The organism is Streptomyces chengmaiensis (genome assembly GCF_029846775.1).
Classification (GTDB): domain Bacteria; phylum Actinomycetota; class Actinomycetes; order Streptomycetales; family Streptomycetaceae; genus Streptomyces; species Streptomyces chengmaiensis.
Window position 1 is genome coordinate 211,932 of sequence record NZ_JARWBG010000005.1, and the last position, 24,044, is coordinate 235,975.

Sequence of the window (24,044 nt, forward strand, 5' to 3'; positions counted from 1 at the left end):
GCGATTCACTTGGGGTAGAGGACCAGCCCGACCTTTCCTCGAACGGTTCCCCGATGCGGAGGACAACCGTTAGTGCCGATGGTGGCAACCTCCGGTTCCTTGAGAGTGCCGCCTACGGCTGAGCCACTTGTCGTCGCCCCTGCGCATCCTGCCGGCCACTGCTCCGAGCGCAGGGCGCTCTTGTCACCCGTGAAGATCACTTGCACAGGCAGGGGCCGAGTGACCCTTGGGGTCCGGTCCGGGGCATCGCGTCGCGCCACAAGGACGAACATCGAGACCGCCACGAGGGCGATTAATCCGATCTTGGGTAGCGACTGCAACAATCCTTCGTAGCGCCTGCGAATCTCGTGCAGCTCTACGAAGTGAACCAAGCGCTGTACATAGACGTGCGCCGCCTCCTGGTCAGGCAGCTGCTCACGCCGACCACGTAGGGTGCGACCGCAGGCGAGGTCATAGAGATCAGTAACGGTCTTGACTCCCGGCGGAAACAGCCACCCCTTATTACGGTTGATCACGTCTTCAATGAGGCGCCTGACCTCGGGATTCACGTCGGCGGGCGACGCTTTACCTTGCGCGATCTTCATGTCGGAGTCCGCAAGCTCTGCCATAGTCACTCGGTAGGGTGCCAGCACCCGAGCAGCACGCTGGATTACCCAGCCCGCGCACCCAACAACGGCTGCTGCGGCAAGCACCCCGAGCAACGTCCTCCACCAGGCCAGATCCCTCAGAGCAGTCAGCTGCAGGCCAGCCACGAAGGCAGCAGCCACGGCGGCCGCTGCGGCGGTAATCCATTGGGTGCAGTGTCGGTAGCTCTCCACAGCAGCAAGGGAGTCGTCCACGTTCGCCTCAGGTTTTGCGGCGGCAGCCGATGGTTCCACTGGCGGGTCTACCGGCAAGGGTGGGTCGGTGGGCTGCGCTGGGGGGCACAGCAACTGACCAAGTCGCGCTCTCAAGCCCATACGCACTCCCACTGCCTACAAATGAACATCAACTTGTACTACAAGTATCTGCTACCGTGGACCTCTGGGCCACTGCGGCACGACGTAGAGGAGCGACGCATGACGGCTTCAACACCACCATTCGCCTTCGAAGAGGGCGACGTCGTCACCATGCGCGAGCTAGGTCAGAACGCCGCGAAGACGATCGACCGGATCAATGAGAGCGGTCGTCCAGCTCTAGTGACACGGCACGGGCGCCCGCAGGCTGCCATCATCCCCCTCGCGAACGCTCACATCGCAACCACCGTTCTCGCCCACCCTGACAGCGCTCTGCGCAAGTCAGTGGTTGCCGCCGAGGAGGAGATGGCCTCAGAGGGCGCAGTCAGCTCTGCCGACGTCGCCAAGTCCCTAGGACTGGAGCCCCAGGAGTAACTCAATTGACGTATCTCTAGATGCCCGCCTCAAAGCGGACACCTAGCGTCACATTTATGTGCTATTCCCCACAAGCCCACCGCGATCTTGAGGCGATCGGTAAGCGCGATCAGAAGACAGCCTCAGCGATCTACGCCATCGCCGAGGGCGGCCTCCCACCCGAAGTCGACAAGGACGACCCGGACGACGGATTGGCTAACGGCTTCCGGGTTCGCTGTGCAATCACTCGGGAGCAGCGCAGGAAGTTGCCGCTTGCATCTTCGGACGAGACAAGCGGCCCGCACAACTACGTCATTGTCTACCGTCCGTGTCGGGACGGCGACAAGGATGGGGCCACGGGAAAGCCCTGCACCGCAACATTCACGAAGCTTCGCATTCTTCATGTGGCCGAGCTCTTCGAAGAGTACGAGCTGATCCGTGGGCTATACGGCTACTGACACGGCGATCACATACGCCGCTGGTGGCGGCGACGGTGCGGCGCGCCCAACGTCGACGCCCGGATCGATCACAGGATCGGCGTGGTCACCGCGTCGGCACAGAGGAACACGTGATCCGACGGGCGGTGGACGCGGCGGCTGGTTTTCGTGCGCAGCGGGAAGCCCCGCCCTGAGTTCCGTCAGCTGGCGGCCTCGACCTCCGCGAGCGCGCGGTACAGCGAGGCCACGGAGGGGTTCTTGTCGGCGTTCTTGCCGGCCCAGATGGTGAGTTTCTTGGCGATCTCTGGAACGGGCGTGCCCTTGTCGCGCAGGACACGGGCGAAGGTGAGCATGTCGTCGTCGATAAGCCTGGGCCGACCGCCGTGGTTGCCCTTGGCTGCGGCTGCGACCTGGCCTTCGAGGGTCTTCTCCCGGATGTAGTTTCGGTCGAGCTGGACGGCGACCGCGCAGACGGCGAAGAGCAGAGCGCCGAGGCCGCTGGGGTCATAGATGCCGCTGAGCAGGCCGGTGCGCATCCTCCTGCACGCCTACTGGCTGGTCTCCGGCTACGGCCTGCGCGCCTCCCGCGCCCTGGCCGTCGCGATGGGCCTGCCCGTGGTGCTGATGATGCTGTGGGGCCTACCCAACCCGACGCCAAAGCAGACGGCGACGGGCACCATGGCCGCTCCCGGCAGCCGTATCCACCTGGTGATCGACAAGAGCGACCCTGTCCTGACAGGGCCCCTTGGGACGCCGCTGGACCCTCAAACGAGCCGAGAAGGCCGGGCACGTCGTGCCGAACTCCGTCGTCTTCCGAAGCAGCGGCCAGGACCTCACCACCGCCGGAACGTGGATCGAGATGTTCAGCCGATTTAGTGAACCCGATCCCCCTCGGGCTTGCCGCGTTGGCGGCACGTGGCCGCATTAAACGCTGACGAGACCGTTCCGGGCGGAGATCCTCCCACGACGGCTGCCAAGATCACTTACTGCTGAACCCTCACGACGTGTGCCCCTCCACGAGGCACGCCCGTCACACAACGTCACCGTGGGCTAAGCCGCATTCCCTCGCGCACCGTCATGTGCTCCGCCCGACGCAGCGGACACCTCCTTTCCCCGCGTTGGACATGTCCGCACCCGCATAAGCCATCAGCAGGCCCCCGGGATGTCCCGGGGGCCTGCTGGCGGGGTGATCTTCGGTTAGTTGGTCTCGCTGTTGTCGTCCGGCTCGGGCTCGGCCGGCGTACGACGGCGGGTGACGACCAGGGCGACAGCGCCCGCGGCGACGAGGAGACCCGCGCCGCCAGCAATCCACGGGGTGGCGTCGGCGCCGGTGTGGGCGAGGGAGCCGGCCGGAGGCTTCGGCGTCGTGTCGTCGTTCGGCTCGGCCGCTGCGGTGGGCGAGGAGACGGCGTCCGGCGTGCTGGTGCCTGTCGGGGAGGGCTTCGTCCCGCCGGCTCCGCTGCCGCTCGGCTTGTCCGCAGGTGTGGACGGGGTGCCGGTGGGCTCGTGCGTCGGCTTATCCGACGGGCCAGGCTCCGGAATGGTGACGGTCTTGGCGTTGGTGACGGTTACGGTGACCGGCACGCCGGGGCCTGCGGTGAACGTCTTCGACGGCTTGTAGAGGTCGTAGCCGGCGGGGGCCTTGACCTGCCTGACCCAGAATTCGTTCTTCCGGCTGGTCACGGGCAGCTCTCCGGTGGCTGTGCCCTGTGACCCGGTGGTGAGGGTGAGCAGGGTCTCGCTGCCCGCTCCGATGTTCACGGTGGAGCCGGGCAGCAGCTTTCCGGTCTTGTCGTCCTTGGCCTGGAGGAGGACCTTGGCGGCCTTGAACGGGTCGGTGATCGTCAGCGGTGTGCTCGCGCCTGGGGTGACGATGACGTCCTGGTCGGCGACGACCTCGTGGAGCGGACTGCCGGAGGACGTTTCCTTCAGCCGGTACACGCCGGGGGCAAGGTCGGGGAAGGTCAGCTTGCCCTGCGCGTCGGTCTTCCCACGTCCGGCCTCCTTGCCAGTGGAGTCGAGCAGGAGGAACTCGGCGCCGGGGAGGACGTCCCCGGCCGCGTCCTTCTTGGTGATCGCGATGCTGCCCGCCTCCGGGGCCGGTGTCTCGGTGGAGGCAGCGGAGGTCGAGGGCGTCGACTCAGACGACTGGGCGGTCGCGGCCGGCGCCCAGGTGAGGGTGCCGGTCACCGCGGCGGCGACGGCAGCGGATCGGACGGCGCCACGGACGAAACGAGCATGCACGGGAAGAGGGCTCCTTGAGATCAGGTGGTGGGGAGGTCATCGTGTCCGGCCAGCGACCGGAGCCGCAGGCGGCAGGGCGGGTGGTAGCTGGGCGGCTGTTTCGCTGCCGCCGTGGTGGCGACGTAGAGGTGGCTGCGGGTGTGGAAGGGGAGGTTCTGGACGGTGCGGTGCAGCGGCTCGGTGGAGATCAGCGACGCGGTGAAGGCCGCGACGAGCGTGGTGGGCGTGCCGAACGAGAAGGTCGCCTTCCAGTGCGGTTCGCTCGGGTATCCGCCCCAGGATCGCCAGGCCGGTCCGCCGGAGCCGCCGATGGTGTACCGGTGCCGCACGCCGCCGAGCCCTTCGCGTGCGAGGAAGGTCTGCGTGCCATCGGTTTTGACGTCGTGGCTCCAGCCGCGGGCGAACAGCGGCGCGTACGCCTCGTGCGGCGCCGTTGCGTCCTCGAACAGCCACTCCTGGTCGCTGTACCGGTCTTCCAGGTAGAGATCGAGCAGTTCGACATGGACGTCGTGCAGCAGCTCGATGGGGGTGGTGGCGTCGAACGTGATCTGCCAATAAATCGGCCCGAGCGGGACACGGTTCGCGCCGATGGTCCACGTCCCCTTGCCCCACTTTTCAGGTTCGGGGACGAAGCGGGTCCACAGCCGCAGGCAAGGGCTGGTGGCGTAGGCCGTCCCTTCGTCGGGCTGGTGCAGTGCCCAGTCCTCGTCGAAGGGAAAAGGCCAGGCCACACGAAGGTCCACCGGACCGGGGCCGGCGAGATGGCGCGGGAGGACCTTCACGGTCTGGGTGGGGTCGAGTTCGTTGAAGGGGTCGGGGGACACGAGGGGGGCTCCTGCCGGGAGGCCCGCGCGGAGCGCCGGGCAGAAAGGGTTCGGACTTAAGGTTCAGCGGGCGCGGCCACCACTGCGGGTGACTGGCGGGGCGGGAGCCTTGTGGGCGGTCCTGCCCGCAGCGCGGCTCGGCGCGGACGCGGTCCACGCGCCGGGGAACCAGACGGCGCTGTACTGCTCGATGGCATCGCGCAGCCCGGTGGTGACGGCGCCCTCCCACGGTGGCCGGCCGGGGCGGTGGTACTTGTCGAACGTGGCGTACTGCTTGGTGCCACTTCGGGTGTTGTGCGCTTCGTCCCGGCGGTGGAAGGTGCCGTGGTCCTCGAAGCTGAGTGCCACCGCATCGATCTCGCCCCGGTCCGCGTGGAGGACCGCAAGGCGCAGGCCGCCGTAGGTGTCCGCGTGGATGGTTCCGGTGAAAGTGATCCGCAGCCGCAGTGGTGCGCCGGGGACGGGGGTTGCGTAGTAGGTGTTGCCCACGACGGTGCTCTCGTGGAACGGGAGGCACAGTTCGGCGAAGAACTCGGGGGCCTGCAGGGCCAAGAAGGGGCTCCGGTCGAGGTCGAGCGGTTGTTATCGGCGTGGGCCGCGCAGGGCCGGGCGGCTGGTGGTGCTCCAGCGCGGGACGCTGGGAGCGGGGAACGCGGCCGGGCGGCGTGTTGCGGCAGCCCGTTGGACGTCGAGTGGGGTGGGGGCCGACGGCTCGGGCGGAAGGATGGGGGTGAGCTGGGCCATGCCCTTGATATAGCTGAGCGTGTCCTGACGCCAACGGGGCAGCGGGGCCGGGTCGGAGACGCACTGCGTCACGGCGGTGAGCAGGGCGACGGGGGTGTCTGTGCTGGCCGTCGCGTACCAGACGGGCCTGTCGGCGGACTTTCCCGCCCACAACTGCCAGCGGGCGTCGCGGGTGGTCAGTTCGGCTTCCGGGTCGAGGTCACCCGTGGTGAACTCCATACCGGCGAGCCCGTCCGGGGAGTGGACCGCGAAGACGCCCCAGCGGGGCCGGTCGATCTCCCAGCGCTGCTTGAGGAGGGGCACGACGGCGAGGAAGGGATCGTGCTCGTCCGTCCCGGCGGCCGGCCTGGCGAGGTAGGCATCCGGCCCCTGTTCGTACGCCGTGGCGAGAGCGGTGGTGAAGGCGGACACGAACTCGGTGGGGGTGCGGTCGTTGAAGCAGACGCCCCACGTCGGCGGGCCGAACGGATCGCGGTAGGCGTTGATGCGCCAGAGCCCGTCGTCCTCGCCTTCGGGCAGGTAGCCCAGGCGTACGCGCCGGTCGGGGGCGCTGACATAGACGTTGCCGTCCTCGTCGTGCTGGAGGTCCCAGCCGAGGTCGAGGAGCGGGGCGAGGGCGGGGTCGCCGATCCCGGTGGTGGAGGCGAGGTAGCGCGGCGAGACATAGACGTCTCCGTCGATGTCGTGGCGCGGGTCGGGCTGGTGGCTCATCGGTCCGCCCGCGTGGTTACGGTGATCTCTTCGGCGGCCGTGTCGAGGCGTTCGTTGACCTCGGCGGTGTCGCGGCCGGTGACGATGTAGAACCCGGCGCGGGCGGTGAGCAGGTCGCCCTCGGGTGGAAGGAGGAGCGGGTCGCCGACCTGTCGCATCCATTGCACCTGCCGCAGCCAAGGGGTGTGGGCGGCGTACGGCTGGTTGAGCTGCCGATCCGTGAGCGTGCCGGAGGTGGCGGGGTAGAGCATGCGGATGCCTGCGGCCTGGCGGCGGATCGGGGTGAGGTCCGGGGTTCGGCCGCAGGCGAGGTCGGCGGCGGCCTTCGGCAGGTCGATGCCGGTGGCGAGGCGGACGAGGTGGCCGATCATGTCGCCGCCGATGCGTGCGTTGACCTCGATCAGCCGCGGCTGGCCATCCACGAGGCGCATCTCGACGTGCTGCACGCCGTCGGTGATCCCCACGGCCTTGACGGCTGCCGCCGCGACGGGGGCGACCTGTGCGAGGAGCGGGTCGGTGGCATCGACGGTGTGTCCGGTCTCGTAGAAGTACGGGGCGGGCCCGAGGCTCTTGCGGGTCACGGCGACGGCGGTCGTCTCACCGCGGTGGGTGACGCACTCGACGGAGACCTCGGGGCCGTCGAGGTACTCCTCGACCAGGACACCGGTGTCCTCGCGGCTCTGGCTTGCTTCGGCGGAGGCGAACTCGAAGGCGGCGGGCAGTTCCTCGGGGCGGTCGATGCGGATCACGCCGATGCTGCCGGCGAACGCGGCGGGCTTGATGACGGCGGGGAAGCCGATGACGGCCGTCGCCCGTCGTGCCTCCAACAGGGTGCGGGCCTTCAGCGAGGCGGCCGACGGCACGCCGTGGCGGGCGAACAGCGTACGGGCGGTGGCCTTGTTGCGGCAGGCCCGCATCACCTCAAGGGAGTTCGCGGGCAGACCGAGCACGCGGCCAAGGCGGGCGGTGGAGACGAGGTGCCACTCCTGCCAGGTGACAACGCCGGCGAGTTCGTGGCGTGCCGCCAGAGCCCGGCCCGCGGCGAGCAGCGCGGCGTCGCCGTGGAGGTCGACGACGGCGTGGTCGACGATGTACGGCTTCTCCCATGACGGCTCGGCGCCGGTCAGCAGGACGACGTCGTACGCGGCGGCCACCTGCTCAAGGCAGTAGCCGCGATAGGTCTCATCGCCGGAAGCGACGACGAGCACGAGGGGGCGAGCGGACAAAGAAGGAGTTCTCCGGATCGTTGGATGGCAGGACGGGAAAAGAGGGCTGTCAGCCGGCACGGCGGCGGCGTAGCTCGAACGCGCTGGCCCAGTGGGGATGCGCGGCGATCAGCTTCCTGGCGTAGAGGGCGGTGAAGTTGTTGTTCAGCCCGGGCACGCCGTACGGGAGTTGTCGACGCAAGTCCTCGAAGAGATCCTTGAGGCTGACGCGCGTGGCGCCGGCGGCAAGGCGACGGGCGGCCATGCGCTCCAGCGCGCGGTAGACGTGCGGGTGCCGCGCGTCGAAGGCGTGGAACTTCTCGGTGATGGTGCGACCGCTCGTACGGTTCACCCTGGAGCAGGCAACGGGCATGGGGAAGTTCTCCACAAGCTGGGGAAGCGCGGGGGGTCAGGTGCGCAGGGCGGGATCGGTGCGCAGGCGGGTGAAGGCCGGGATCAGTCCGAGGGCCTGCAGGACGGCGCACGCGGTGATGACGTGGCCCAGCGCGTAGGGCGGGGTGATCGCGGTGAGCACGCCGGCGACGGGGAAGGGCAGCAGGAGGATGAGGATGGTGGCGGACAAGGTGCTGCCGAACTTCTCCGGCGGGATCAGGCGGGAGCGCAGCGTGCGCAGGACGACCGTCATGCCGCCCTCTGCGGCCATCAGGACCGCGACCAGGACCAGGTAGGACAGGTAGTCGGGGGCCTGTGCGGCGGCGAGGGTGGCGAGGGAAGCGAAGGCGGCGCAGGCGGCGCCGACCGGCCACAGTCCCAGGCGGTCGATCGCGAACCGGCACAGCGTGACGCTGAGGAGCGTCGCTCCGGCAGCGGCAGACCAGACCAGGCCGACAGCCGTGGCCGACTGCCCGTAGTGGTGGACGACGATCACCGGACCGGCCGCCTGGAGGAAGCCGATGGCGAGGTTGGACAGGGTCAGGCCGGTCACGAGCCAGCCGAGCGCGGGCAGAGACCGAATGGTCCGCCACCCGGTGAGCAGCCCCGCACTCGTTTGGCCCTTCGCTGCGCGGGCCGGGGTGACCGGCGACGGCGGTGTGCGCAGCGCGAGCAGCGCGGCGAGAAGCGAGAACACCGTGATCACCGCGAGCATCTGCCAAGGTCCGGCGAGCAGCAGCAGACCTGCCAGTGCCGGGCCGGCCAGTGTGGCGGTCTGGTCGATCCCGAGCAGCACGGCCTGAACACGGTGGGCCCGCCCACCCGCTCGGCGGCCGGCGGCTGCGCCCGCGGTCTCGGCCGCGATGTAACTGAACTCGGTAAGCACGCCCGTGGTGGCCGCGAGCGCCATCACCGTCACGCTCGCCACGGCGCCGGACGGGTGGAGGTACAGAAGGATCACGCCGACGGCTACGACCAGCGCGCGGCCGAGGGAGGCGAGGAAGAAGACAACCGATGCCCCGCGCCGGTCAACAATTCCGCCGGCCCACCCGAACGCTGCCAACCTGGGCACCCACTCCAGGGCGAACGCCAGGCCCGTCAACGCCGCGGAGCGCGTGGTGACCAGCACCAGGAGCGGGATGCCGTAGGTGGACATGGCGAACGCAAGGGCGTCCACCGTGCGCGGCAGGTAGATGCTGCGCAGCAGTCCCCCGGTGTGGTGGGCGTGCCGGGGGGTGACACCTCCGCTCACGCGACCAGCTCTGCTTCAAGGAGCACGGTGACCTGCCGGTTGGCGTTCAGCCACTGGACCAGCAGAGCGCGCGGGTGGGCCAGATCCATTGCGGCCTCGGCACTGGGCAGGTCCACGCCCGCTCGACGTCGGGAGCCATCGGTACGGTCGGCGAGGAGCGCGGGGGCCAGGAGGCTGAGGGAGTGCTGGAGGCGGCTGGTGAAGTCGCAGACGCGGGTGGGGTAGGCGTGGCGCCGGGCCCAGCGGGCGGTGGCGTCGTAGAAGTCGGCCAGCTCCGAGCCGGCCTCGGTGAGGGCAAGGCCGACGCCGGGTGCGACCCGGACGAGACCGTGCACGCGGGCAACGTGGCTGGTCCGGCGAAGGTGGTGCGCCGAAAGGTCGGCGAGGGTGCTGGCGAGCCTTCTCGGCGGGATCGGCCCGTTGTCGTCGATCTCGGTGATCAGCCGGATCAGGCCCGGCGAGGACAGCAGAGCGAGGGCGTTGCGCAGTTCGGCCGGAGTGAAGGAGGCGATCATCGGCGCGGACCTCCCGCCGTCAGCGCCGCCTTCGGGCGGGCGGTCGTGGTGTGCGAGAACAGGTCGCGGGTCTGCCACGTCGGGCGAGAGGCACCTGCAGCCCGGGCGGCCGACGAGGCTGTGGGAGCCGGCAGGGACACGTTGCTGACCCATGGCTTCGGCGCGGGCGCGGTCCCCGGGCGCCCCCAGACCGGGTGCTGGGCAGCATGGGTGAGGGGGTGCCCGGCGGACCACGCGGACAGGGCGCCGAAGACGGGCCCCAGGCCGTCGCCCGCCACGGACAGGCGGTAGGGCTGGCCTATGCCCTCGGTGTCGACCAGGCCGTCGGCCACGAGCTGCCGCAGCGGCGGGTAGATGTTGGTCCAGTCGCTGCTGGGCATGATGATCCTGGCCAGCGCCCGGCCGCTGACCTCCCCGCGCTGCTTGAGCACCCAGAGGATGGCGGCGGCGTGCCGCCGGGTGAGCAGGGTGAGGCTGTCCTCGATCTGCTCGATCGCGGGCAGCGGGCGGTCCGCCTTCTCCAGGTGCCCATCGGCCCAGGTGACGATCGTCGGCAGCACTGGCAGAAAGGCTGTGCCGCGGTCGGTGTGTCCGTAGGTGACGTGTCGCGAGGTGTGTTCGGTGCGCTGGACGAGGCCGGCGTCGCACAGTGACTTGAGCTTGGGGTGGAGCTGGCCGTTCTGCAGCCAGGACACCTTGGCCGCCAGGTCGCTGTACCGGAGCGGCGGCCCGGACAGGGCCAGCAGGATCCGCACGTTCCATCGCGGAGTGATCATGGCGAGCGCCTCGGTGACCCGCGCGATGTCAGCGTCGGTGTCAGGGGGCAGACCGGTGATGGCCAAGGGAGGAACTCCTGGGTGAGTGAAGGGGGATGCCCGCGGGTCAGCGGCCTCGGGCAGGGCGCGTGGCCGGGACGGGCGGGGCGGGTACAGCTGGCGTGGTGGCCGGGGGCGGTGCAGGCGCGGGGACGCGGGCAAGGCTCTGGAGAACGGCGAAGACCGACTTGGCCTGGACGTCGCGGACTGCGACCGCTTCGGCGAGCCTGCGGGCGCCGTCGAGAAGGTGGGAGACCTCGTGTCCGCCGATCTGCCGCTCGGGATGGATGAGCTGGGCGAGGCGGTCGCGGTGGAGGTCGATGCTGCGCTCGGCGAGGGTGAGGTCGTCGTGCATGCCGAGCAGGGCGGAGAGCATGCCGGGCGGATGGTCCTGGGCGTGGGCTTCGAGCTCGGCGAGCGGTGCGCCGTACAGGTCCTCGATCCGTCCGGCTATCTCGGTGGACGTCGAGTGGTGCACGCGGGGACTTTCACGGTCGGCGGGCCCTCGCCGCCCCGGCACGCGCGGGTGCCGGGGCGGCGGGCGACGGGGGCAGGACGGCGGCGACCATCGGCTGCGCCGTACGGACGGGGCGGGGCTGCCGGTCGGGCGGAGGCATGGTGCGCAGCAGCTCGCCGAGCGNGGCGGAGGCATGGTGCGCAGCAGCTCGCCGAGCGCGGCGCGGTAGCCGTCGCGGGCATCGAGCGCCGCCTCCAGCCACTGCGCATCGAAGCGGAGGTCAGCGGCCGACAGCTCGCCCATGTCCCGGTCGGGGGCCATCGCCTCGTGCACGCGGTCGCGGACCCGGGCGACCCGCTCCTCGGCCAGGGCGAGGAAGGAGCGCAGCTCCAGGGCGCGGGTCAGCGCGGGAGGGACGTCAAGCCCGGTAGCCGTCGTGTACAGCTCGGCGACCGGGGCGCCGAAGATTTCCTGCAGCCTGCCGTCCACGGTGCTGGACTTGAGCCGGACGCTCACAGCACGCCCCTTCCCGCTCGCGGCACCGACGCCGGCGCGACCGCGGGGCGGTGCGGAGCGCTGGTCTGCACCGCCGGGCCCTTGCGCACTGCGCGATGGAGACGGGCCAGGCGTTCGGCAGCGAGGTCCTTCTTCCCCGGAGCGTGCGGATCGAGAAGCCACCGCACGACCAGGGCCCGGCCGTCGCGTGCGGTGACGGCCGCGTTGACGCGCTGGGCGAGGTCCATCGTCGGGTCGTCGACCTCACTGGGCTGCGTTTCCAGCGCGGCGAGGAGGTCGTCCTCCGCTCGGTCGAGCACAGCCTGGGAGTCGACGAGAAGGCCATGCCACCTAACGATCTCGGTGGCGTCAGGGTTCGCGGTCGGCTTGAGGGTGACTGCGGCCCTCAACTGCTCGATGCCCATTCCGAAGTGGGCTTCGATCCGTTCGGTGAGCACACCCACGACATCCTCAGTGCCATCGGGTATGTCGTCGGACAAGGGGAACTCCTTCCGGAAGGCGACACCTGGAACTTCAGGGGCAGGGAATCGACAGGAGGTCGGGCAACTCGGATATCGAGTAGCCCGGTTATCGCTGTGGGGCTGTCAGCTGAGGCACATTCGGACGTCGCGGTAGACGTAGGTGCCGGAGACCCAGCCCTTTACGCCGGTGGTCTTGTCCGTGATGTAGAGCCAGTTCCCGCTCTTCTTGTGCACGGTGAACTTGTGGCTGCGGTAGAGCACCCCGAGGGCGGTGGACTTCGTGGTGGCCTTGGACCGGATGGTCACGGCCTTCGTGTGCACCTCGTACGGGAGCGGCGGGAGGGACGAGCAGCTGCTCGTCGGCACGGCAGTTGCCACGGTGGCGACGGGGGCCGCACTCGCGGCGGTGGCGGACAGCACCGGCAGAGCGAGTGCGCCGACCATCGCAGCGGATATGGCAATTCGGGTGGAGCGCATGCGGAAGAAACCTCCATGAGCCATAGGCATTGCGGGGAAAGGTGCCGCGGGGTTGTCCCGGCGGCTGTATAAGAGTCCGGAGAATCGCCGGTTTGGCTAACCGGCGATCGTCGGCTATGTTTCGCCGCGCCGGTCGCCCCGGTATTCAGCGCGAGCGGCCGGGCGGGCGTGGAGCGGGGGCCTTCGGCAGGGCAGCCGGGCGGGTGAATGACGCGGCCGGGCGGACCGGCGGGAGAGGGCCGGCCTCGCCGGTGAGCCGGTCGTTGCACCACTGAAGGGCCTCTTCGACCGTGGCGAAACCACCCTCGCGCAGGGTGTGGGTCCACGCGTCGGTGTCGACTTCCTCGACCACGACGCGGAACGGGGAGGCGGCTCGCTCGTCGAGCGCGCGCAGTGCCACGACGGTGACCATGTCGTCCGGGTCGTCGCGGCTGTAGGAGTAGCCCATCGCGTAGTGGTCGCCGTCGCCTGCGAGGCGTTGCTCCAGCGCCCGCGTCGCCTCGTCCGCCGGCGGCGGGCCCAGTTCGGGGTTGAGGGTGATGGCGCCAGCCGGGCAGCCGCGGTGGATCAGCCAGGACTGCGCCATCACTGACAGCGGCAGCAGCTCCTTCTCGAAGGTGAACGTCTCCTTTTCCTGGTCACGTAGCAGGTGCACGGCGACGTACTGCGGCATGCCGGGGTGGCCCCAGGTGGCGGTGCGGTCGAACAGCACGTAGTAGCTGTGCACGCCGGTGTGGTGTTCCGCGAGGGGGACCAGCATGTCGGACCGCACTTCGACCTGACGGTAGAACTCGAGTGAGACTTCTTCGTCGGCGTCGAGGTCGTCCACGTCGAATTCGACTGCGGGCAGGGGCTTTCGGGCGGGTGCCGGTTCGCTGGGGGACAACAAGGGCCTTTCGGGGAGTTCAGAGCCGCCGTGCTGGGGTGGACGGCCAGGCGCCAGGGCGGGCCAGGGGCTTCGGCACTTGGGTCGTGGGCGGCCGGCGCGCGGCGAACAAGGCGGCGCGGCCGGCATCGGTCAGTGCGACGGGTTGGCCAGCGTGCACGGGGTGGCGGGTATCCCGGGAGACCAGGCCGGCGCTCTCCAGCAGCTGTAGCTCGGCGTAGGGGATGCGGGTGCCGGAGGCAGTGGTCACGGACATCCGGCCGGTCAGGAGGTGCTCGTGGAGCTTGGCGCCGCCGGCGATGGCAAGCAGCGCTGCCTGATCGGCGGTCGACAGCGACTTTTCACCGGGTGCCGGGGTCGTTGCGGCGGCAGTCTCGATGGGCTCCAGGGCGGCGATCACCTTCGGGACAGCGGCGTCGCGGGCGGTGGCGGCTTCCTCCATCTGGTCCACGGTTCGGTCGATGCGCGCGAGCAGAGCGCTATCGACGGGAAACTCACCGCTGGACAGACGGTGGAGGAGGACGCGGTAGAAGGTCACGCCGGTCTCGGCGCGGGCCAGCTCGCGGTGCCGGTCGACCAGGTGGGCATGGGGCTCGTCGAGGACGCCGCGGTCGCGGAACGCCCCCAGGGTGTCGACATCATGGCCGGTGACGGCTTCGATGCGATGGTCGAGTGGGGACACCACACGCCGGACTGCTGCCGGCGCGGGGTCAGGGGGCATAGGCAGGGGCTCCGTCGTTCAGCGGGCGTGGTGGTGCGAAGGGATCTGTGCGGGACGAGGCAGGCCCGGCAGCGCGGAGGGAAGCGGAGCGGAGCGCGGTGCGGGGCCGCGGGTCGTGAGCTGCGGGGAGCGGGAGCGTGCCGCGTGGGTGCGGGCGCTCAGCGGCCGGCGGGTCATCCCCAGGCGGCGGCCGACCTCGTCGTAGACGTCGTTGCCCGCACGTGGCCGGACCGCGACGACGTGGATCTCCCGCTGGTGCATGGACTCGGCGGGCGCCGGGCGGACGCCGTAGACGACGCGCCAGTCCTTGCGGGAGTCCACGAACAGCTTGCGGTAGCCCTCCAGGTCGCCGGTGAGCCGGAGCCCGAAGCGCTGCGCGTTCACGACTTCCTGCAGGTAGGCGAGGGTGAGATCGCGGATGTCGCTGGGCGCCTGGAGGAGATCGGTCAGGGCTCGGGGGTCGAAGCTCAGGCCGAAAGCCGGTTGCTGCCCGCCGTTCACGACGTCGGCTCGTCCGGCTCAGGGGGCCCGGCCGCCTCCGCCGCACTCGCCGTCGCCTTCTCCGTACGCGCTGAGGGAGGCGGGCCCGGGAGGATCCGGTGGGCGGGACGCTCGGGTGACGTCATGCAGGCCGACAGCGGACCACCCGGCGCGCGGATCGCCGCGATGGCGTGGGTGAGGAAGTCCCGGTGCCACACGAACAGGCCGGAGAGCCCGGCTTCGGGGTCCTTGTGCTGCTGATATGCGAGCCACAGGGCGTGAAGCCATGCAACGACGTCGTCGTGCTCCTGCCACTGCAGGCACCAAGGTGCCGCGGTGGTGACCTCCGAGCCGTATACCGGGAGGAAGAAGTCGTCGACCCAGTCGGACAAGGCGTCGAGCTCGTCCTCGCGCTCCTCGCCGTCGAGTTCCAGAATCGGGCGTGGTTCCGGCGGAGCTGTCGGGGGCGGTCCGCCGAGCCCCGGCATGCCGAACGCCGCGAACGGTGACCCGCCCGGGGGCGGAGCGGAGGCGAGATGGTCGAGCTGCTGGGTGTGCTGAGCAGACTGCTCCATCAGCCTGCGGACGCTCGCCTCGATTCCCTCCAGATGGGGGTCCGGAATACGCACCGGCTCCAACTCCCCACGGTCCGAGGGTTCTACGGATTCAGACATGGAACGCGTGGCCTCCTACGAGGGGCGGGAACAGGGAAAGCGAAAAGTAGCGATGAGCGGACCGGCAGACGGACTGCTCGCGCCACGGCGAAATGCCGCCCAGGGCTGGAAAAGGCGTCGGAATGCGCTTGGGAAGCGCGGTTGCGGCCTCAGGCGGAAAGGACCACGTCGTCCTGGGTGAGGGTTTCGCGGACCGTCTCGGTGAGCCGGTCGGCTGCGATGGACGCGTAGTGCTCGGTCTTCTCCACGCCGATGAAGTCGCGGCCCTCCAGCAGGGCGGCGACGCCCGTCGAGCCGGAGCCGGCGCAGAAGTCGAGCACCGTGCCGCCTTCGGGGCTGATCTTGACCAGCTCGCGCATGACCGAGACCGGCTTCTGCGTGATGTGCTGGCGCTTCGCCCCCGACGGCTGTGAGGCGCTGTAGAGGCCGGGCAGGTAGACGGGGTTGCGGGAGCCGTCGATCGCACCCTTGGAGGCCCACACGATGAACTCGCAGTTCTGTGTGAACCGGCCCTTCTGGGGCCTGGCCTGCGGCTTGTGCCAGGCCAGCACGCCGCGCCAGAGCCAGCCGGCCGCCTGGATCGCGTCCGTCGTGACAGGGAGCTGTCGCCAGTCGGTGAACAGCAGCGCGGTGCCACCGGTCTTCGTGAGGCGGTGGGCTTCGGTCATGATCTGCGTCAGCCAGAACCCGTAGCTGCGCTGATCCATGTTCTCGCCGGTGAAGTCCGGCAGGGCGTGCTGGGCGTCGGCGGAGGTGTACTTCTGCTTCGCCGAGCGGGTGGTGCGCTCCTTCGCGGTCCGGCCACCGCTGTTGTACGGCGGGTCGGTGATGACGGAGTCGACGTAGTCGTCCGGCAGGCCGGCGAGGACGCTGAGAGCGTCGCCCTGGTGCAGGGAAAAAGGCAAAGAGGGGCCCCAATTCGGGTGTGAAGGCGTGGAGGGACACTCCCGTCTCGCATACGAGTCCTCGCAGGCCGGAATTGGGCACGAAGAAGCCCGGGCCGCAGACCGAGGAGGGCGAGGGGAGTTCAAAAACTGTAGGGGTGAATGCGCCGACGACCAAGAAGTCCGGTGCTGAGGTGCCGGATTTCGGCACCTCGTGCCGACTTTTTGGTCAGCCGCCGATCGGGGCCTACTGTTTTTGAACCGCCCGGCGCACACCGCCGCTGGTTACTCCCCCACCACGCCTCACGGAGGTACCCCCTGCCCCGGCACACCTAGCTCACGACCCGGCCACGCGGAGCGAGCGGCAACTCGCCCGCACCGGCCTCCCGATCGCCCACCCCGGCTGCCGCGCCTTCCGATACGCCACGCGCACGCGGCACGCCGGACACCGCACCCCGAAGGACACGTTCATGACGCCCTGCTCCCCACCCATGCCCGAAACCGCTGACGTACGAGCGGTCCGCGCCGGTTGAAGGCGGTCGCCGCCGGCATCGGCGTCGTCTTCCTCTCCCCACTCCTGCTCGCCGGAACGGCCATGATCACGGCCTCCTCCGCCGAAGCCGTGCAGACCTCCGGCTCTTTCAGCGGGTGCCTGACCGATATCGACTCCGACGAGGTCGCCAAGCACGTCACCGACATCCTCGACGGCGCGTCCGGCAAGGACGTTCACATCGAGGGCCTGGATCTGCCCGCCGAGCAAGTTCCCAACGCGCGGACCATCGTTGCTACCGGCTTCAGCCTCGACGTGCCCAAGAAGGGCCAGATCATCGCGCTCGCCACGGCGATGCAGGAGTCGCGGCTGCGCAACCTGAACTACGGAGACCGGGACTCGCTCGGCTTGTTCCAGCAACGCCCCTCGCAGGGCTGGGGCACCGCCCAGCAGATCCGTGATCCCGTCTACGCGAGCGAGCGCTTCTACAAGGCTCTGCTCGAGGTGGACGGCTGGCAGCAGATGACCGTCACCCAGGCCGCCCAAGCCGTGCAGGCGTCCGGCTACCCGGACGCGTACGCGCAATGGGAGAACCTCGCTACCGCGCTCCAGTCGGCCATCGCCAAAACCTTCCCGAGCACCGGCAAGAACGACCAGAAACCGGACGAGGGCAAGGAGACCGAGACCAACCCCGGCTGCACTCCGGCCAAGGACGGATCCGGCTTCGGCCGCATCCCCGAGGGCAGCGTCCCGAAGGGATACAAGATCCCCAAGGATGCCGACCCCAAGGCCCGTAAGGCCCTCGACTGGGCGATGCACCAGCTCGGTACGCAGTACCAGTGGGGCGGCAGCTGCACCGACGCGCATGGCCCCGACCCGATGGGCCGCTGCGACTGCAGCTCGCTGATGCAGCAGGCGTACGCCCACGCCGGCATCACCCTCACCCGCACCACGTACACGCAGGTCAACGAGGGCAAGGCTGTCTCCCCCAGCCACCTCCAGCCCGGTGACCTGATCTTCAGCCGCGGCACCGCGAGCCGCCCCGAGCATGTCGGCATGTACATGGGCGAGGGCCTCGTGATCGAGGCCCCGCGCACCGGAAAGCCCGTCCGGATCACTCCGATCAAGGACTGGGACATCCTCGCCGCCCGCCGCGTCCTCTGACGCCGCTCCCGCCCGGACACCGCTCCGGGCGGGCCGCCGACGCGGCCACTTCCCGCGCTCCGAGCGCGCCTCCCCCTCCGCTTCCCCCTTTCCCGCCGGCCCCTCGCCTGGCCTGCGTTCGCAAGGAGCCTCGCCACACCTATGCCCCTCCCTCTCGCAGACCGCGTCATCCAGCTCGCCTTCGATCCCGGCATCACCCCCGCGGGCGGCGGCCTGCCCGGCCTCGCCGTGCTGAAGAACGTCGTCAACTCGATCAACATGTTCGGGATCATCGCCGTCGTCGGTGCTCTCGCCGTCTCCCTCGGCGTGTGGGCCTGGGGCCACCACACCGGTGGCCACCAGGCCGAGGCCAACGGCAAGAAGGGCGCCGTCGTCGCCGCGGGCGCCGCTCTCGGCCTGGGCGCCGCGAACGGAATCGTCGCGTTCTTCTCGGCCCTCGGCTCGCAGGTCCACTGATGAAACGATTCCCCTCACTCTCCCTGTCCTCGTACGGCATCGGCTGGTCGGCCAGCAAGCGGATCGCGATCGTCGCTCTGGTCGTCACCGTCCTGCTCGCCGCAGCCGCCACCGTCGCGTGGCTCAGCGGGAACGGCAACGGCCACGAGGGTCCGGACCACGCCGCCCCCGCGCCGACGGCGAGCAGCCCGTCCTCCTCCGAAGCCGCCCCGAAGCCGACTGCCGGATCGGGATCGGTGCCCAAGCCCCCGCAGATCGCCGAACCGGTCGCCTACGCCAAGGCCGTGGCTCAGATGCTGTGGTCCTACGACACCCGCAACACCAGCCGCGACCAGCAGCTCGCCGGCATGCACACCTGGATGACCAAGGAGATCAAGTACGCCGACTGGGCGTCCGTCTCCGGCCAAGTCCCGGATCCGGTCCTCTGGTCGCGGATGGCCGACCAGGACCAGCACGCCACCGCCAGCGTCACCGAAGGCCACTACCCCGGCGCGTTCAAGCAGGCCCTCGCCGAGGATCCCTCCGCGATCACCAAGGCGTACATCTACGTCGTCACCGTCAACGGCAAGCAGCAGATCGCCTGGAAGAAGGGCGGCGGCGGAGCCGAAGAACGCGCCGTGACCCTGGCCGTGCAGTGCCGGCCCAACCACGACTGCGCCCTGGCCGCCATCGCTCCGAGCGTCACGCAGTGACCCGCGCCTGACACAAGAGAGGAGCGGCAACCTCCCGTGGGTTTCTGCGATTTCCCCCTGGCAGACAAGCTGTGCGCCGTCGGCGACGCGGTCGACTTCGCCTCGGATCCCGGCAAGGCCATCGGCGACTGGATGGCGAAGTCGGCAGGTGAACTGGCCGCCGCTGCTGCCGACCTGGCGGCCAAGGCCGTCAACACCACCACCAAGGTCGACCTGAACGCCGGCTGGTTCCGCGACAACTACGAGATGCTGCTGCCGCTGGGCCTGGTCCTGCTGGTCGCGACGTTCTGCGCACAGCTCGTCCGGGCCGCCATCAGACGCGACGGCCAAGCCCTCACCCAGGCATTCACCGGCACGATGTCGGGCGTCCTGTTCGCCTTCTGCGCCATCGCCTTCACCACGGTCGCCGTCGAAGTGGTCGACGCGATCTCCGACGGCCTGTTCAAGGCCGCGAGCCTGGACATCGAGTCGGCCGTACGCCGCATCGTCAAGGTCAGCCAGATCGGCGCCCTGGCCGGACTGGGCTGGCTCGTCCCGGTCGTCGCCGGTCTCGGCGCCGCCATCGGCGCCTTCCTCTACTGGTGCGTGATGATGGTCCGCAAGGTCGGCATCCTCGTCATGGTCACCCTGGCGATCTTCGCCAGCGCCGGCGGCGGCTGGGAGGTCGCACGCCGCTGGCGCAAGGGCTGGATCGAAGCCACCGCCACCCTCGTCGTCTCCAAGCTCCTGATGACCGTGATCTTCGTGCTCGGCATCGCCGCCATGGGCAAGACCGAGGCCAAGGACGGCATCGGCGCTCTCGCCGACGTCATGTCCGGCATCGTGATCATGGTCCTGGTGCTGCTGTGCCCGTACGCGGTGTTCAAATTCGTGCACTGGGCTGCCGACGGAACCGACGGCGAGTCCATCCACCGCGCCGGCGGCGCCGGAGCCCAAGTCGCCAAGGCACACGCCGAGAACGCCACCCGCAAGGCCGCGGCGGCAGCCGCCACCGCCGGAACCGGCGGCGCGGCAGCCGGAGCGAGCGCCGCTCCCCAAGGCCCCGACGCCGCAGGCGGAGGCGGCTTCCCCGGCGACATCGCCTCCCACCCGACCGGTGGAGGCGGTGGCACGGAAGACGCGCAAGGCGGCGGTACGGGCGTCTCGCCCGGTGGCGATGCCCTCAAGTCCGGCCTGGAGAAGGCCGTCCAGCCCCCGCCGACGAACGTCTCCGACGACACCAGCAGCCAGGTGGGCGGCACTCCTGGCCCGGGTGAGTCCGGACCGAGCGCTGCGTCCGGGCAGGGCGGCGGATGGCAGTCCGCTCCCCCCACCCCGACCCCGCCGCCCCAGGGCGCACCACCCACCTCCGGCTCACAGGACTCCACGACCAGCGGAACGGCTGGCCAGCTCCCGCCCCCGTCCGGCCTCTGATCCTCTGCCCGCTTCCCGGGGGCGGGACGTACGTTCGCGCCCCGCTCCCGGGTCCCCACCCGCGCCTCCAGGACCCGCCCCATGACTGACCTTTCCGTCGCCCCGGTCACGGTGAAATTCCCGCACCGGTCCCGTCGCGGCATCCTCCTCGGCCTCTCCCTCCCTCAACTCGTCCTCGTGTCGTGCACGCTCGCACTGCTGTTGATGACGGTGCTCTCCACCGGGCTGCTCGGCGCCGTCGTCCTGACCCCGCTATGGGCCGCGTCGGGTGCTCTCGTCGCGATCCGGCGGCACGGCCGCTCCCTGGTCGACTGGGCACCGATCGTCACGCGCTTCGCCCAGCGCCGGCGTTCCGGCCAGACGCTCTGGCTCGCCCGGCCCGTCACCCGGCCGCGGCAGGAAGGCGTCCTTCATCTGCCCGGCACCGCCGCCTCCCTCAAGGTGGTCACCCCGGGCGACTCGGCCAACGGCGCCGCGGCCGTGCACGACCCGCACCGGCAGACCCTGACCGCCATCGCCCGCGTCAGCAGCCGTGCCTTCGCCCTCCTCGACCCCGCCACCCAGAACCACAACGTGGCCAGCTGGGGACGGGCCCTGGCGGGCATCGCGCGGAGCGGGCACATCGCCACCGTGCAGGTCCTGGAGCGCACCGTCCCCGACAGCGGCGACACCCTCACCCGCCACTGGACCCAGAACGGGCAGCCCCAGACCCCGGTCGCCGGACAGATCTACTCCGAACTCGTCGCCTCGGCCGGCCCCGCCGCCGCCCCGCACGAGACCTACCTCGCCATCTCCCTCGACCTGAAGGCCGCCAAGCGCCTGATCAGCCAGGCCGGCGGCGGGCTGCCGGGCGCGTTCACCGTCATGGAGCAGACCACCGCGTCCATCGCCCAGGCCGCCCGGAACGCCGGACTCATGGTCACCGGCTGGCTGACCGCGCGGGAGATCGCCGCCGTCATCCGCACCGCCTACGACCCCAAGGCCCTCGCCGCGCTCCAGCAGTGGTCCGAGACCGGCCGCGCCGAGGCGGACCCCGCAGCCGCCGGGCCCGTCGTCCAGGTCGAGGAGTACGACCGGCTGGCCACCGACTCCGCCCGCCACGCCACGTACTGGGTGGAGAACTGGCCGAGGACCGAAATGGGCGCGGGCTTCCTGCACGGGATCATGTTCACGGCCGGAGTGCGGCGCAGCCTGTCCCTTATATACGCGCCCCAGGGGCTCGAGTCTGCGCTGCGGGACGTCCAGCGGAAAAAGGCCGCGATCATCGCCGACGCGAACGAGCGAGCCCGCCGGGGGCAGGTCGACAGCGAGGAAGACTCCGTCGAGTACGCCGACGTCAAGATGCGAGAGCGCCAGCTCATCGCCGGGCACGCGGACGTGGCCCTGACCGGCCTGGTCACCGTCACGGCCGAGACCGACGCCCTCCTCGACGCGGCCTGCGCGCAGATCGAGACCAGCGCCGTCACCTCGGGCGTTGACCTGCGACGGCTCAACTACCAGCAGCCCGACGCCTTCACCCTCACCGCGCTGCCGCTCGCCCGCACAGCCCTGTGACCTGGCCCCACTTTCTCGCCAGCAGCGAGCGGTGCCCGATGGTCAGAATCCTGAACCGTCCCTTCTCGATCACACCGCGGCAGAGCAACCGCTGCCTGCCGCCCCTGCCTTTCGGCAGGAAGGACCACCACCTTTGACCCCTCCCACGCGTCCACAAGACGCGCACCCCTACCTCCGTGCCGCGAGCGCCGGAGTCCGCCACCACACCCGTGCTCTGGCACGGCAGGACGCCACCTCGCCCGCGCCGGTGGACCGCCTGCACCTTGACGTGCTGCACGCCCACCTCACCGCCCTGCACCAGCTCCTCGACCGGCTCGCCGAGACCACCCGGCCACCGCACCCCGCCGCCGGCCGCCACCTCGCCACCGCACACACCCGCGTGTGGCAGGCCACCGCCGAGATCCACTCCGCCTTCCACCTGCTGCCCAGCAACGCAGCGGCAGAAGGCGCCGAGGCCAGCGCGTGCCATCCGGAACGGCTGCCCGAGGGGCCGCCCGTGCTGACCATCTGCCAGCGCCACCTCGCCGCCGGTCACATCATCCGGCGCAAGACCACCCCCACCGACCTCCGCACGCACACCACGGCCTGCGCGCGATGAGCACCACCCGCAGAATCGAGGGCCCCCGATGAGCCACCGGCCCGCCCGCCGCGCCCGTCGCGCTTCCGCCTCTCCGCTGTTCACTCCCCACGGAACCGACCGGGCCAGCCGCAAGGCCGCCCGCCGCCAGCTCGCCGAAGCCACCGCCAAGGCCCGCGCCGAAGCCAGCGCCCACCAGGCCGAGAACAGCTCCACTGAGCACGAGACACCCGCCGCGCTCTACCCCCCGAGCGGACGCCCCGGCCCCGCCTCCGCCCGAAGGAACCGGCTGAAGCTCCCCGCACACCGCATGACCACCGCCGTGGCCGCCGGTGCTTACCCGTTCCTCGCCGAAGGCGGCCTCGGCGCCGAGGGCATCTACATCGGCCGCGACGTGCACGCCGAGGCGTCCTTCGTCTTCGACCCCTTCGCGCTGTACGGCAAGGTCGAGGGGTTCACCAACCCGAACATCCTGCTGGCCGGCGTCATCGGCCAGGGCAAGAGCGCCCTGGCCAAGAGCTTCGCGCTGCGCTCGGTCGCCTTCGGGTACCGGGTCTACGTTCCGTGTGACCCCAAGGGCGAGTGGACACCGGTGGCGGAAGCCCTCGGCGGACGGTCCGTGGCCCTTGGGCCCGGGCTGCCCGGCAGGCTGAACCCGCTGGACGCGGCTCCGCGCCCGGTCAGTGTGGCGGAGGCCGACTGGGTCGGTGAGATCCGCAAACGGCGTCTTCTCCTGCTCGGTTCCCTGGCCCGGACGGTTCTGGGCCGGGACCTGATGCCCATGGAGCACACGGCCCTGGACATCGCCCTGGACGCCGTCGTCACGCGCGCCGCCGCCACCGGTCGCACGCCGCTCCTCGGTGACGTCGCCGCCACCCTCAACAACTCCGGCGCGCTGGATGAGGCCGCTGGGATGGTGTCGGGACAGCTCGGCGACGCGGCCCGTGACCTGGCCCACGCGATGCGCCGCCTCGTCCACGGTGACTTGGCCGGCATGTTCGACGCCCCCTCCACCATCACCTTCGACCCGAACGCGCCGATGCTCACGATCGACCTGTCCCGGCTCGGCGGCTCGGGCGACGACACGGCGCTGGTCCTGGCGATGACGTGCGCCTCCGCCTGGATGGAGTCCGCCCTCTCCGACCCGAACGGTGGCCGGCGGTGGATCGTCTACGACGAGGCGTGGCGCCTGATGCGGCACGTCGGCCTGCTGCAGCGCATGCAGGCCCAATGGAAGCTGAGCCGCGGCCTGGGCATCGCCAACTTGATGGTGATCCACCGGCTGTCCGACCTGCTCACCGCCGGCGACGCCGGATCACAAGGCCGCGCTCTCGCCGAGGGCCTCCTCGCCGACTGCAGCACCCGCATCATCTACCGCCAGGAGACCGACCAGCTCCAGGCCGCGGCCTCCCTGCTCGGCCTGACCTCCGTCGAGATGGACGCCATCGCACATCTCAACCGCGGCAGGGGCCTGTGGAAGGTCGCCGGACGATCTTTCATCGTGCAGCACCTCCTGCACAGCCACGAGCTGGCGCTCTTTGACACCGACGCCCGCATGCACTGAGAGGCACATGGATCCCAACATCCAGCGTGAGTTGATTCCTCGCGACGGTGACGGTGAGGACACCCCGGACACCTCCGATCCGAGTACCC

The 24,044-nt window shown here is 70.2% G+C and carries 29 protein-coding genes; 10 read left to right on the forward strand and 19 right to left on the reverse strand.

Annotated features, from left to right (window positions below; all coding sequences use genetic code 11):
• Nucleotides 1–5: 5 nt before the first annotated feature.
• Nucleotides 6–839 carry a hypothetical protein gene (locus tag QCN29_RS07240; protein WP_279926877.1) on the reverse strand — a complete coding sequence of 278 codons (834 nt, stop codon included), beginning with the start codon at nucleotides 837–839 and terminating at the stop codon, nucleotides 6–8.
• A 141-nt stretch (nucleotides 840–980) separates the two neighbouring features.
• Here QCN29_RS07240 and QCN29_RS07245 point away from each other — a divergent pair, with 141 nt between their 5' ends.
• Both QCN29_RS07245 and QCN29_RS07250 read left to right on the forward strand, forming a co-directional pair.
• The gene (locus QCN29_RS07245; RefSeq protein WP_279926878.1) at nucleotides 981–1,370 is read left to right on the forward strand and encodes a type II toxin-antitoxin system Phd/YefM family antitoxin; all 390 of its coding nucleotides are present in this window, start codon (nucleotides 981–983) and stop codon (nucleotides 1,368–1,370) included.
• A 56-nt stretch (nucleotides 1,371–1,426) separates the two neighbouring features.
• Entirely contained in the window at nucleotides 1,427–1,807 is a 381-nt protein-coding gene (locus QCN29_RS07250; protein ID WP_279926879.1) for a hypothetical protein, read from the forward strand.
• Nucleotides 1,808–1,986: 179 nt separating this feature from the next.
• Here the strand turns inward: QCN29_RS07250 and QCN29_RS07255 are convergent, their stop codons facing one another.
• Nucleotides 1,987–2,322, reverse strand: coding sequence for a serine integrase family protein (locus QCN29_RS07255; RefSeq protein ID WP_279926880.1), 336 nt, complete (start codon nucleotides 2,320–2,322; stop codon nucleotides 1,987–1,989).
• On the opposite strand from QCN29_RS07255, the gene QCN29_RS07260 reads away from it, so the two are divergent.
• Complete coding sequence (locus QCN29_RS07260; protein ID WP_279926881.1) at nucleotides 2,315–2,662, forward strand: hypothetical protein; 348 nt, start codon at nucleotides 2,315–2,317, stop codon at nucleotides 2,660–2,662. The two genes, QCN29_RS07255 and QCN29_RS07260, sit on opposite strands and share 8 nt — an antisense overlap.
• 321 nt (nucleotides 2,663–2,983) lie before the next feature.
• Here QCN29_RS07260 and QCN29_RS07265 read toward each other — a convergent pair whose 3' ends face one another.
• From QCN29_RS07265 to QCN29_RS07350, 17 genes are all read right to left on the reverse strand, one after another.
• The gene (locus QCN29_RS07265) at nucleotides 2,984–4,030 is read right to left on the reverse strand and encodes a SpaA isopeptide-forming pilin-related protein (protein ID WP_279926882.1); all 1,047 of its coding nucleotides are present in this window, start codon (nucleotides 4,028–4,030) and stop codon (nucleotides 2,984–2,986) included.
• A 20-nt stretch (nucleotides 4,031–4,050) separates the two neighbouring features.
• Nucleotides 4,051–4,854, reverse strand: a complete 804-nt coding sequence (locus QCN29_RS07270) for a DUF317 domain-containing protein (protein WP_279926883.1) — start codon at nucleotides 4,852–4,854, stop codon at nucleotides 4,051–4,053.
• 63 nt (nucleotides 4,855–4,917) lie between these two features.
• Nucleotides 4,918–5,406, reverse strand: a complete 489-nt coding sequence (locus QCN29_RS07275; RefSeq protein WP_279926884.1) for a hypothetical protein — start codon at nucleotides 5,404–5,406, stop codon at nucleotides 4,918–4,920.
• Nucleotides 5,407–5,436: 30 nt separating this feature from the next.
• Nucleotides 5,437–6,309: a DUF317 domain-containing protein gene (locus tag QCN29_RS07280; RefSeq protein ID WP_279926885.1), complete on the reverse strand. Its 873-nt coding sequence runs from the start codon at nucleotides 6,307–6,309 to the stop codon at nucleotides 5,437–5,439.
• Nucleotides 6,306–7,535 (reverse strand): ATP-grasp domain-containing protein, encoded by a 1,230-nt coding sequence (locus QCN29_RS07285; RefSeq protein WP_279926886.1) that lies wholly within the window; start codon nucleotides 7,533–7,535, stop codon nucleotides 6,306–6,308. Before QCN29_RS07285 ends, QCN29_RS07280 begins: the two co-directional genes overlap by 4 nt.
• 49 nt (nucleotides 7,536–7,584) lie before the next feature.
• Nucleotides 7,585–7,887 (reverse strand): hypothetical protein, encoded by a 303-nt coding sequence (locus tag QCN29_RS07290; RefSeq protein ID WP_279926887.1) that lies wholly within the window; start codon nucleotides 7,885–7,887, stop codon nucleotides 7,585–7,587.
• Nucleotides 7,888–7,923: 36 nt separating this feature from the next.
• A complete protein-coding gene (locus QCN29_RS07295; RefSeq protein ID WP_279926888.1) occupies nucleotides 7,924–9,159 on the reverse strand; it encodes an MFS transporter in 1,236 nt (411 codons plus the stop codon).
• Nucleotides 9,156–9,674, reverse strand: a complete 519-nt coding sequence (locus tag QCN29_RS07300) for a regulator (protein WP_279926889.1) — start codon at nucleotides 9,672–9,674, stop codon at nucleotides 9,156–9,158. The genes QCN29_RS07295 and QCN29_RS07300 overlap by 4 nt, the downstream gene beginning before the upstream one ends.
• Nucleotides 9,671–10,516 (reverse strand): winged helix-turn-helix transcriptional regulator, encoded by an 846-nt coding sequence (locus tag QCN29_RS07305; RefSeq protein ID WP_279926890.1) that lies wholly within the window; start codon nucleotides 10,514–10,516, stop codon nucleotides 9,671–9,673. The genes QCN29_RS07300 and QCN29_RS07305 overlap by 4 nt, the downstream gene beginning before the upstream one ends.
• A gap of 40 nt (nucleotides 10,517–10,556) precedes the next feature.
• Nucleotides 10,557–10,967: a hypothetical protein gene (locus QCN29_RS07310; protein WP_279926891.1), complete on the reverse strand. Its 411-nt coding sequence runs from the start codon at nucleotides 10,965–10,967 to the stop codon at nucleotides 10,557–10,559.
• A 491-nt stretch (nucleotides 10,968–11,458) separates the two neighbouring features.
• Nucleotides 11,459–11,941 carry a hypothetical protein gene (locus tag QCN29_RS07320; RefSeq protein ID WP_279926892.1) on the reverse strand — a complete coding sequence of 161 codons (483 nt, stop codon included), beginning with the start codon at nucleotides 11,939–11,941 and terminating at the stop codon, nucleotides 11,459–11,461.
• Nucleotides 11,942–12,046: 105 nt separating this feature from the next.
• A complete protein-coding gene (locus QCN29_RS07325; RefSeq protein WP_279926893.1) occupies nucleotides 12,047–12,400 on the reverse strand; it encodes an SH3 domain-containing protein in 354 nt (117 codons plus the stop codon).
• Nucleotides 12,401–12,545: 145 nt separating this feature from the next.
• Nucleotides 12,546–13,289 (reverse strand): hypothetical protein, encoded by a 744-nt coding sequence (locus QCN29_RS07330; protein WP_279926894.1) that lies wholly within the window; start codon nucleotides 13,287–13,289, stop codon nucleotides 12,546–12,548.
• Between the two features lie 16 nt (nucleotides 13,290–13,305).
• Nucleotides 13,306–14,007: a hypothetical protein gene (locus QCN29_RS07335; protein WP_279926895.1), complete on the reverse strand. Its 702-nt coding sequence runs from the start codon at nucleotides 14,005–14,007 to the stop codon at nucleotides 13,306–13,308.
• An 18-nt stretch (nucleotides 14,008–14,025) separates the two neighbouring features.
• A complete protein-coding gene (locus QCN29_RS07340; protein ID WP_279926896.1) occupies nucleotides 14,026–14,508 on the reverse strand; it encodes a hypothetical protein in 483 nt (160 codons plus the stop codon).
• Nucleotides 14,505–15,062, reverse strand: a complete 558-nt coding sequence (locus tag QCN29_RS07345) for a DUF4913 domain-containing protein (protein WP_279926958.1) — start codon at nucleotides 15,060–15,062, stop codon at nucleotides 14,505–14,507. Before QCN29_RS07345 ends, QCN29_RS07340 begins: the two co-directional genes overlap by 4 nt.
• Nucleotides 15,063–15,310: 248 nt before the next feature.
• Nucleotides 15,311–16,066, reverse strand: coding sequence for a DNA-methyltransferase (locus tag QCN29_RS07350; RefSeq protein ID WP_279926897.1), 756 nt, complete (start codon nucleotides 16,064–16,066; stop codon nucleotides 15,311–15,313).
• Between the two features lie 508 nt (nucleotides 16,067–16,574).
• Here QCN29_RS07350 and QCN29_RS07355 point away from each other — a divergent pair.
• The 7 genes from QCN29_RS07355 (at nucleotide 16,575) to QCN29_RS07385 (ending at nucleotide 23,955) form a co-directional block, all read left to right on the forward strand.
• Nucleotides 16,575–17,699 carry a C40 family peptidase gene (locus QCN29_RS07355; RefSeq protein ID WP_279926898.1) on the forward strand — a complete coding sequence of 375 codons (1,125 nt, stop codon included), beginning with the start codon at nucleotides 16,575–16,577 and terminating at the stop codon, nucleotides 17,697–17,699.
• Between the two features lie 141 nt (nucleotides 17,700–17,840).
• Complete coding sequence (locus QCN29_RS07360; RefSeq protein WP_064068923.1) at nucleotides 17,841–18,155, forward strand: DUF6112 family protein; 315 nt, start codon at nucleotides 17,841–17,843, stop codon at nucleotides 18,153–18,155.
• Nucleotides 18,152–18,847 (forward strand): hypothetical protein, encoded by a 696-nt coding sequence (locus tag QCN29_RS07365; RefSeq protein WP_279926959.1) that lies wholly within the window; start codon nucleotides 18,152–18,154, stop codon nucleotides 18,845–18,847. The genes QCN29_RS07360 and QCN29_RS07365 overlap by 4 nt, the downstream gene beginning before the upstream one ends.
• 36 nt (nucleotides 18,848–18,883) lie before the next feature.
• Complete coding sequence (locus QCN29_RS07370) at nucleotides 18,884–20,260, forward strand: SCO6881 family protein (protein WP_279926899.1); 1,377 nt, start codon at nucleotides 18,884–18,886, stop codon at nucleotides 20,258–20,260.
• Nucleotides 20,261–20,341: 81 nt separating this feature from the next.
• Complete coding sequence (locus QCN29_RS07375; protein ID WP_109296481.1) at nucleotides 20,342–21,814, forward strand: SCO6880 family protein; 1,473 nt, start codon at nucleotides 20,342–20,344, stop codon at nucleotides 21,812–21,814.
• Between the two features lie 133 nt (nucleotides 21,815–21,947).
• Nucleotides 21,948–22,412 carry a DUF6238 family protein gene (locus tag QCN29_RS07380; RefSeq protein WP_279926900.1) on the forward strand — a complete coding sequence of 155 codons (465 nt, stop codon included), beginning with the start codon at nucleotides 21,948–21,950 and terminating at the stop codon, nucleotides 22,410–22,412.
• Between the two features lie 28 nt (nucleotides 22,413–22,440).
• Nucleotides 22,441–23,955 (forward strand): VirB4 family type IV secretion system protein, encoded by a 1,515-nt coding sequence (locus tag QCN29_RS07385; RefSeq protein ID WP_279926901.1) that lies wholly within the window; start codon nucleotides 22,441–22,443, stop codon nucleotides 23,953–23,955.
• Nucleotides 23,956–24,044: the final 89 nt, after the last annotated feature.

What these genes read in the sequence shown, in the direction of transcription:
- QCN29_RS07345 (WP_279926958.1), bottom strand. Translation starts at nt 15,062, where the DNA reads ATGGAGCAGTCTGCTCAGCACACCCAGCAGCTCGACCATCTCGCCTCC.
- QCN29_RS07300 (WP_279926889.1), bottom strand. Translation starts at nt 9,674, where the DNA reads ATGATCGCCTCCTTCACTCCGGCCGAACTGCGCAACGCCCTCGCTCTG.
- QCN29_RS07245 (WP_279926878.1), top strand. Translation starts at nt 981, where the DNA reads ATGAACATCAACTTGTACTACAAGTATCTGCTACCGTGGACCTCTGGG.
- QCN29_RS07385 (WP_279926901.1), top strand. Translation starts at nt 22,441, where the DNA reads ATGAGCCACCGGCCCGCCCGCCGCGCCCGTCGCGCTTCCGCCTCTCCG.
- QCN29_RS07290 (WP_279926887.1), bottom strand. Translation starts at nt 7,887, where the DNA reads ATGCCCGTTGCCTGCTCCAGGGTGAACCGTACGAGCGGTCGCACCATC.
- QCN29_RS07250 (WP_279926879.1), top strand. Translation starts at nt 1,427, where the DNA reads ATGTGCTATTCCCCACAAGCCCACCGCGATCTTGAGGCGATCGGTAAG.
- QCN29_RS07375 (WP_109296481.1), top strand. Translation starts at nt 20,342, where the DNA reads ATGACTGACCTTTCCGTCGCCCCGGTCACGGTGAAATTCCCGCACCGG.
- QCN29_RS07325 (WP_279926893.1), bottom strand. Translation starts at nt 12,400, where the DNA reads ATGCGCTCCACCCGAATTGCCATATCCGCTGCGATGGTCGGCGCACTC.
- QCN29_RS07280 (WP_279926885.1), bottom strand. Translation starts at nt 6,309, where the DNA reads ATGAGCCACCAGCCCGACCCGCGCCACGACATCGACGGAGACGTCTAT.
- QCN29_RS07335 (WP_279926895.1), bottom strand. Translation starts at nt 14,007, where the DNA reads ATGCCCCCTGACCCCGCGCCGGCAGCAGTCCGGCGTGTGGTGTCCCCA.
- QCN29_RS07360 (WP_064068923.1), top strand. Translation starts at nt 17,841, where the DNA reads ATGCCCCTCCCTCTCGCAGACCGCGTCATCCAGCTCGCCTTCGATCCC.
- QCN29_RS07255 (WP_279926880.1), bottom strand. Translation starts at nt 2,322, where the DNA reads ATGCGCACCGGCCTGCTCAGCGGCATCTATGACCCCAGCGGCCTCGGC.